Origin of the sequence: Pseudoalteromonas sp. GABNS16E (assembly GCF_028598715.1) — a bacterium.
GTDB lineage: Bacteria > Pseudomonadota > Gammaproteobacteria > Enterobacterales > Alteromonadaceae > Pseudoalteromonas > Pseudoalteromonas atlantica.
Genome location: NZ_JAQREZ010000245.1, coordinates 1 through 225, shown reverse-complemented (window position 1 = coordinate 225; position 225 = coordinate 1). Strand labels below are relative to the sequence as shown.

Sequence of the window (225 nt, the reverse complement as noted above, 5' to 3'; positions counted from 1 at the left end):
ATAGGTAATGCACGCCTTGCGCTGACTTTACGTATGTAATGTCACTAACGAAGACTTCCTCGGCCGCAGTAGGCATGTATTCCTTTAGTAAATTGGGGTGCTTGCGCATCCAATGGTTACTGTTTGTTGTTTTAGTGTAATTTTTCTTTGGTTTTACAAGAAAGTCATGCTCTCTCAAATAATCAAAAAAACAATCACGACCTAGTTTAATGCCACGCTCTTGCA

The 225-nt window shown here is 40.0% G+C and carries 1 pseudogene; it reads right to left on the bottom strand.

The features are described 5' to 3' along the window. Positions 1–225: pseudogene (locus PSI06_RS21410) on the bottom strand (IS3 family transposase); the annotation flags it as partial.